General features: G+C 48.4%; 8 protein-coding genes. 4 read left to right on the plus strand and 4 right to left on the minus strand.

Annotated features, from left to right (window positions below; all coding sequences use genetic code 11):
• Positions 1 to 367, plus strand: a 367-nt coding sequence (locus tag HMPREF2726_RS12985) for a DUF4189 domain-containing protein (protein ID WP_094113223.1), incomplete at its 5' end; no start/stop codon positions are given.
• A 291-nt stretch (positions 368 to 658) separates the two neighbouring features.
• On the opposite strand, the gene rpmG is transcribed toward HMPREF2726_RS12985, so the two are convergent.
• From rpmG to HMPREF2726_RS05475, 3 genes are all read right to left on the minus strand, one after another.
• A complete protein-coding gene (gene rpmG, locus HMPREF2726_RS05465; RefSeq protein ID WP_003684373.1) occupies positions 659 to 814 on the minus strand; it encodes a 50S ribosomal protein L33 in 156 nt (51 codons plus the stop codon).
• A gap of 28 nt (positions 815 to 842) precedes the next feature.
• On the minus strand, positions 843 to 1,076 hold the full coding sequence (gene rpmB / locus HMPREF2726_RS05470; protein WP_002216391.1) for a 50S ribosomal protein L28: 234 nt from the start codon (positions 1,074 to 1,076) through the stop codon (positions 843 to 845).
• Positions 1,077 to 1,423: 347 nt separating this feature from the next.
• The gene (locus HMPREF2726_RS05475; protein ID WP_036528877.1) at positions 1,424 to 2,746 is read right to left on the minus strand and encodes a M23 family metallopeptidase; all 1,323 of its coding nucleotides are present in this window, start codon (positions 2,744 to 2,746) and stop codon (positions 1,424 to 1,426) included.
• Between the two features lie 354 nt (positions 2,747 to 3,100).
• Between HMPREF2726_RS05475 and HMPREF2726_RS05480 the strand changes: the two genes are divergently transcribed.
• Entirely contained in the window at positions 3,101 to 4,081 is a 981-nt protein-coding gene (locus tag HMPREF2726_RS05480) for a hypothetical protein (RefSeq protein WP_009311077.1), read from the plus strand.
• 88 nt (positions 4,082 to 4,169) lie between these two features.
• A complete protein-coding gene (gene ribF / locus HMPREF2726_RS05485) occupies positions 4,170 to 5,123 on the plus strand; it encodes a bifunctional riboflavin kinase/FAD synthetase (RefSeq protein WP_009311076.1) in 954 nt (317 codons plus the stop codon).
• Positions 5,124 to 5,396: 273 nt separating this feature from the next.
• On the opposite strand, the gene HMPREF2726_RS05490 is transcribed toward ribF, so the two are convergent.
• Entirely contained in the window at positions 5,397 to 5,681 is a 285-nt protein-coding gene (locus HMPREF2726_RS05490; protein ID WP_009311075.1) for a hypothetical protein, read from the minus strand.
• A gap of 255 nt (positions 5,682 to 5,936) precedes the next feature.
• Between HMPREF2726_RS05490 and HMPREF2726_RS05495 the strand changes: the two genes are divergently transcribed.
• On the plus strand, positions 5,937 to 6,995 hold the full coding sequence (locus tag HMPREF2726_RS05495) for an AI-2E family transporter (RefSeq protein WP_036528869.1): 1,059 nt from the start codon (positions 5,937 to 5,939) through the stop codon (positions 6,993 to 6,995).
• The last annotated feature ends 588 nt before the right edge of the window (positions 6,996 to 7,583 follow it).

Genomic DNA, 7,583 nt, shown 5'->3' on the forward strand with positions numbered 1-7,583 from the left:
CCAACGAAAACAGCCTACGGAAATTGTTAATATCGATGTCCCTTCAAAATATGGTGCATGGGCTACCAACAACAAAACTGGAGTTTCAGGCGGTGCGATTGATATGGATTCCCGTGCGGCAGCAGAAAAAGCAGCCATCAAAAACTGTGAACAAGGTGGTCGTAATGCACCATGTAAAGTGGCTGTTTGGGTTCGGAATGGTTGCATTGCCGTTGCTCAAGGCAAGTCTGGTAAAAAATGGACTGCCTTTCCCAGCGCAAAAGAACCCGGTCTTGCGGAGGCTGATGCACTACGACAATGTCGAGCGTCTGGCAGCTCTCAATGTTCTATCGTTGCGAACGAAGGCTGCTCAATGCCGAAATACTGACATCATCAGTATGATTCAAGGTCGTCTGAACCTCTTTCAGCCGCAAGGTTCCGATTTCGGCTTTTATAGTGGATTAACTTTAAACCAGTACGGCGTTGCCTCGCCTTGGCTCAAAGAGACATTCTCTAAGGTGCTGAAGCACCAAGTGAATCGGTTTCTGTACTGTCTGTACTGCCTGCGGCTTCGTCGCCTTGTCCTGATTTAAATTTAAGCCACTATACTTGAATCAAATACAAGAAACCAAGAAAAAAACCTCTGTCAGACAGAGGTTTTTAGTATTCAGAAACCGGATTATTTCAATTTGGTTTCTTTGTAGATAACGTGTTTGCGGGCAACAGGGTCAAATTTTTTGATTTCCAGTTTGCCGGGCATAGTGCGTTTGTTTTTGGTAGTGGTGTAGAAGTGACCAGTACCTGCACTTGACTCCAGTTTGATTTTATCGCGCATTGCAGTAATCCTTAATTAACAGTTTAAATTAAGCTTCGCCGCGAGCACGCAAATCAGCCAATACGACGTCAATGCCTACTTTATCAATGGTACGCAATGCAGCGTTAGAAACGCGCAGGCGAACCCAGCGGTTTTCACTCTCTACCCAGAAACGACGTGATTGCAAGTTAGGCAAAAAACGACGTTTGGTTTTGTTGTTGGCGTGTGATACGTTGTTGCCAGACATCGGGCGCTTACCGGTCACTTTGCAAACTCGTGCCATGGTTAGTCTCCAAACTTCTAAAATAGTAAAACGTGATTTATACCATAAAAAGCAGCATTCATTCAAGCTGTTTGATGAAAAAACGATTGTTTTCGAGAATGAGCCCCTTCAATGTTGTTTTCAGGGAACGCTGTTTCTTAAAACGTGACGGGGACGAATTATAGCGGATTTTGTTATCGAATACATTTGTTTATCCCAATCCTCAGCCCGCAATATCAAGAACGGGGTAAAAGTAAGCTAAAAATTAAGCTAAAAATATTGATGCGAATAGTCCGTATCAACCGCACCGAACATCAACAAAAAGGTCGTCTGAAATTTTTCAGACGACCTTTGTTCAGACAATCCTATCAGTCCAACTGTGCAACCGATACCGGCAAACCGCGCACTGCGGCAAGCATGGTATTGGCAGTTTTCTGCTGTTGGCGGAATGCTGCCATATTGGTAGGCGTCAGTTTTGGAGTCGGCAATGCAACAGTCGTCGGATTAACCGGCTGACCGTTCACGCGCGCTTCATAGTGAAGGTGGGGGCCGGTTGAGCGTCCGCTTGTACCGACGAAACCAATCACTTCACCTGCCCGGACATTACCTTCCGCCGGCGTAAATGCACTCATGTGACCATAAAGCGTCTCAACGCCATTAGAGTGTCGGATCATGACGGTATTGCCATAACCGCCTTTCCAGCCTTTGAAGGTAATCACACCGTCGGCAGATGCTTTAATCGGCGTACCTGATGGTGCGGCATAGTCAATACCGGTATGCATACGGACGGTATGCAAGACGGGGTGAACCCGGTAGCCAAACGGCGAGGAAATACGGGTATAGACGACCGGCTCGATATTGAATCCCTCTTTTTGCTGGAGGGATTTACCGTTTTGGTCATAATAGCTGCCGCTCTCTTCGTCGCCTTTGCCTTGGCTGTAATAATAAGCCTGATAAGTTTTCCCGCCTTTGACGATTTCAGCCGCCAGAATATCGCCGGTACCCATTTGCTGGCCGCGGAAATACATATTGTTGTACAGAAGACGCACGACATCGCCTTCCTGCAAATCCTCCAAGCTCAGCACGTCAGAGAAAATTTCGCTGAGTGACTCGCGGATTTCGACAGGTATTTCGGCCTGCGCCATCGCGCCGCGTGCGGAAGTCCGTACAACGATAGAGCGCAAAGTGGGCATGACTTTCATATCTACTTCAGAAGTAGACAGCTGCCATTTGCCTTTGACTTTTTCCAACGCGACAAGGTTTCGTTCCAATTCTTCATCGGTAAAGAATTGTACGTCCGTTACCTGACCTGATGAATCGACACGGATGTTGACGGATTGGTTGGCGCGCAAATGCTGCATATTTTGATCTGCGCTGTTTTTCGCCATGATCTGTTTGATGTCGGTCTGCGCCACACCCATACGCGCCAAAACGTCGGCAAGGGAGTCGCCCTGTTGGACAACTTCCTGCGCCCAATAGCTGGACTGGAAATTGTTGGTTTCAACATAAACGGCGGGCAATTCCTCAGAAATCCGCTCCAACGCAATGCCTTGAGGATTGGAAACCGGCTCAGTGACCGCATAGGCAGTCATTACTCCTGACACAGGCAGCAGGATGCCCAACAACGACCAACGTACGGGTTTGTTGTGCCAGAAACGGCGCATGAATGAAAATCGAGTTGTTTTAGTCACGCATTATCCTTCAATGCGGTAATAATCACTCTACCACCGCATTTCTTATGTCATTTGAAATTATTGAGTTTAATTGTTTATCTTATCAACCGTGTTTACGGTCTCTCCCAGACAATATATATACCAAGTGAATAAAATAAACAATCAAATTTACTCAGAACCGAGCATGATTATCGGGGCTATTCTTTTGATTTACACCCCTTTTTTCTGAAATTTACGAGAACTTGATTATAACATATGCACACTTCCAACTCAAAAACGTCATCCATCATCCGACCTGATAATGACATTGGTTATTTTGAGTATGTTGTATTTTCTCGCGTAAAATAAGCTTTTTCCGTTCTGACCACCGCCATGAATCTGACGCTTGCTCTCCCCTCTCTCAACCGTCAAAAAGATGAGACACTCCCTCCTCTCCAGCTTCCTGCTTTTAACCAAATCTTGCGATATGGGTTATTACATAAACAAGAAATGAAGCCGTCTGATTTTTATCGCCGGCATTTATGGAAGGGAAGCTTGTTGGCCCAAGTCAAAGAGATGGCGGGGATTCCACCGCATCAGGCGGCAGCGTTTGCCAGCCCGATATGGCAGCAAATGGGGTTGCACCAAGTCAGCGTAGTCAGCGGCGAACATCTGCAAATCACAAAAGAAGAAGCCGCTCGATTATGTTTGGAACTGTCTGAGTTTTACAGCAAAGAGGGTTGGCATTTTCTGCCTGTCCGTCCCGATTTGTGGCTGATTACTTTGCCATCGGAAAGCGATTGGGGGATTGCGCCGGTATTGGATATCTACGGACAAATCGGTTCGGCGGACCAAGCTGATGGAAAAGACGCCTTACAATGGTTGGGAATGCAGACTGAAATTCAAATGTGGCTGCACCAACACCCGCTCAACGCCGTCCGCACTCAAAACGACACCCCTACAATCAACGGTCTTTGGCTGTGGCAGGATTTAACGGGGCTGCGATCTGCGGACTTCGTCGCTTCCGACAGCATTTGGGCGCAATTTTCAGACGACCCCCGCTTGGATGCACCTTATGATTTTCAGGCTTGGCTGGATGCGGTTGCTGAATCGAGCATTCATCCCGCCAACCCTGTCATTTTTCTGGACGACTTGGCTGTTACGGAGCAAACAGGCGATATTCAGACATACCAAGAAATTTTAGAAAGCTGGGAAACCCGCTGGTTTGCCCCGCTTTGGCAGGCAGTCTCGCAAGGTCGTCTGAAAAATCTGTCTATCAGCACCGACGGTGAAAACGGCGGCACTTTACGCATCACGCCGTTTTCAAAATGGAAATTCTGGCACCCGAAAAAAACATTTACCGGCAGATGGTAATGCGCCCGCCCCGCCTCGCCGCCCTGTTTATAGAAACACCAATAACGTTTACAATACGCGACCATTCCACTATTTGCACACACCGCCCATGAAAATCCGACTCGGTCAGCACAATGCACCTGATTTTCCGCAAGGAGCGGCCGTCACGATCGGTAATTTCGACGGCGTACACCTCGGTCACAAACACATCCTGCAAAAACTCAAAAACGAAGCCGATTCGCGCAACCTTCCCGTTATCGTCGTCATTTTCGAGCCGCAACCCAAAGAATTCTTCTCCCTAAAAGCAGGCTTTACGCCCCCATGCCGCATCGCCCCTTTGCGTACCAAGCTGGATTTGTTGAGCGATACCGGCTGTATCGACGCCGTATGGGTGCTGCGTTTCAACCAAGAATTTGCCGATATGAGCGCACAGGATTTCATCGACAAACTGTTGCGCCAAACACTCCACACACGCTACCTGCTTATCGGCGACGATTTCCGCTTCGGCGCCGGACGCGAAGGCTGTTTCGACTTATTGAAGCAGCAAAGCGATATACAAACCGAACGCACGCCTTCCGTCATCGTCGAAGACATCCGCACCAGCAGCACAGCCGTGCGCGAAGCCTTGACAGACGGCAATTTGGCGTACGCCAAAAAACTTTTGGGCCACGATTACGTTTTGAGCGGCAAAGTCAAACACGGCAAAAAACTCGGCAGAACCATCAACGCCCCTACCGCCAACATCCAACTTCCGCCCCACCGCTATCCCCTGCGCGGCGTATTCGTCATCGAAGCGGACGGTACATTCGGCACACGGCGCGGCGTTGCCAGCTTCGGACTCAACCCGACCGTCAGCAGCAACAATTCGCAAAAACTTGAAGTCCATTTGTTTGATTTTGAAGGCAATCTTTATGGACAACGTTTGAAAGTACGTTTCCTGCACAAACTGCGTGACGAACAAAAATTCAGCAATATCGAAGCATTGAAACGGCAAATCGAACAAGATATAAAAGAGGCGAAACAATGGCAGGAAACGGATTATAGTGGATTAAAATTGCAATGATACGGCGTTGCCAACGCCCTTATGTACTACCCGTACACGGCGGGCGTTGTCGCCTTGTCTCATTTTTATTTTAATCCACTATAAAAGCATCTGCGGCCATTGTCGGATAAAAATGAAAAAGGTCGTCTGAAATCTTTTCAGACGACCTTTTTCACAATATGCAGACATCAGCCTGCGAGATTTCTAATGGCCTAAATTCAAAAAGGACGACAACCATCAAAACGGTGCGCGGGGAACAGAATCCCTCTTTTAATTCAGTCCACTATATCCTACTTATTTAGCAGCAGGAGCCTGTTCTTGGGCGGCAGCAGGTGCAGTTTCGGTAGTAGTTTTACCTTGACCGGTCAGCGGGCTGGCAGCTTCGGCTTCCGGTGCAGCAGTTTCAGCAGCTTTGTCGGTTTTCAGGTCGTTGGCTTGTTTTTTAGCTTTGTTGGCTTTTTTGTGAACGTGTTCTGCTTTAGCGGCTTTGCCGGAAGCAGGTTGGGCCATAGCCACAGGAGCAGCGATCAAACCGGCAGAAACAAGAACGAGAGAGGTCAATTTAGACAATGTTTTCATGTGTAATATCCTTTCGGGAAATTTGTCTGATAAAATCATTCCGTCAAATGCCAAATGGCAATTTGCGTAAAGACAACCGCATAACCACTTGGTGCGATTGAGTTTTTATTGTAACGGTTTGTTTGTAAACCGAAGTCAGCTCGAGCGAAATTGAAATAAAGTTTCAAAAGGAGGGTTAACCCCCTTGTCCTGCTTTATTAATCGCACCTCATAGCTTGATTGTTTAAATTTATATATTTCATGGCATTACATCCGATGATTTTCGAACACCCCCGATTCCGCAATGCATCCTACATCCTGATGGGGCTTGCCCTGCTTGCGGTGCTGTATTTCCACTTTTTGCCGCTTTTGCTCGCCGTGATACTGACCTACGTCTTCATCACCAAGACCAACGGCCTGATTCTCTGGCTGCGCCGCCGTACGCTCGCGCGTAATACGTTTCTGCACAAATCGCTCAACGCGCACAATATCAACTTGATTTCGACCACGCTGACCATAGGCATCGTATTGACGGTTATCCTATTGATGTCGCTGGGGATTTACCACCTGATTCACGGCGGGCACATCACCGTGATGCTGACCAAGCTGGCGGCGATTCTGGAAGACACGAAAAACAGCAGCAGCCTGCCGCAGTCGGTTTTGAACATGCTGCCCAACAATACCGCCGAAATCAAAGCCTATGCGGTCAAATTGATTGAAGAATACAGCGCCGCGCTGACGCGCATCAGCAAAAACAGCTTCACCTCGTTCGTGTATATCCTTATCGGCATCATCATCGGCGCGATGCTCAGTTTCCACCGCCTCAACATGCGCAAAAACCGCCGCAAAATGCCGCCCTTCAAGGCAGAACTGGTGTGGCGGATTGTGAACTTCGAAACCAGCTTCGAGCGCGTGTTTCTGGCGCAGGTCAAAATCTCGCTGATCGATACCGCGCTGACGGGCGTGTACCTCTATCTGATCCTGCCGCTTTTCGGCGTCGAGTTGCCGTTTAAAATAACCGTGTTGGTGATCGCCTTCATCGTCGGGCTGATTCCCGTCGCGGGCAACCTGATTTCCAACACCATCATTATCATCTTGAGCCTCGGCGCGTCTTTATATGTAGCGGTCGCCTCGCTGGTGTTTCTGGTCGTCATCCACAAGCTCGAATACTTCCTGAACGCGAAAATCATCGGTTCGGAAATCGAATCAAGCGCATGGGAACTGCTGGTGGCGATGGTCGTGTTCGAACGGATTTTCGGCGTCGGCGGCATCATCGTCGCACCGGTTTATTATGCGTATCTGAAGAATGAGTTGAAGCAGCAAAAGCTGATTTAGATAGTGTTTGAAATATAGATGAAAGGTCGTCTGAAAAGCTCGAAATAGGTTTTTCAGACGACCTTTTTCAGTTACAGCAACCTGATCCCTTCCCCCGTCCGGCGGGGGAAGGTTAGGATGGAGGTGGTTTGCGGATATACAGCATAAAGGGCAAGAACCATCCTCTCCCCAACCCTCTCCCGCCGAACGGGAGAGGGGCGAATTCTCGTGGGCAAAGCCCACGCTACGATTGTTATCCCACAAATCAACACAAAAAATTCCGCTATGGGTTTTCTCCAACTTTAGGCGTTGCCCGACGGTGTAGCGTGGGCTTTGCCCGCGAATCCTGCTGTTTCTTAAATATTTCGTTATGTTTCTTTTCTGTCGGACAAAACAGCCGATTCATCAGCCTCCGTCATTCCCGCGCAGGCGGGAATCCAGACTCCAAAAGGCCGCTGCAATTTTTAAAGATTTCCATAGCTTCCAAAACCTAGATTCCCGCCTGCGCGGGAATGACGAAGCCGGTATTTTCCATTTGCATCTGCTAAAGAGGTCGTCTGAAAATCCCCAAACAGGTTTGAACTGGCCCCCAAATCTTGGACACTCATA

The organism is Neisseria sp. HMSC074B07, assembly GCF_001810355.1.
Classification (GTDB): Bacteria; Pseudomonadota; Gammaproteobacteria; order Burkholderiales; family Neisseriaceae; genus Neisseria.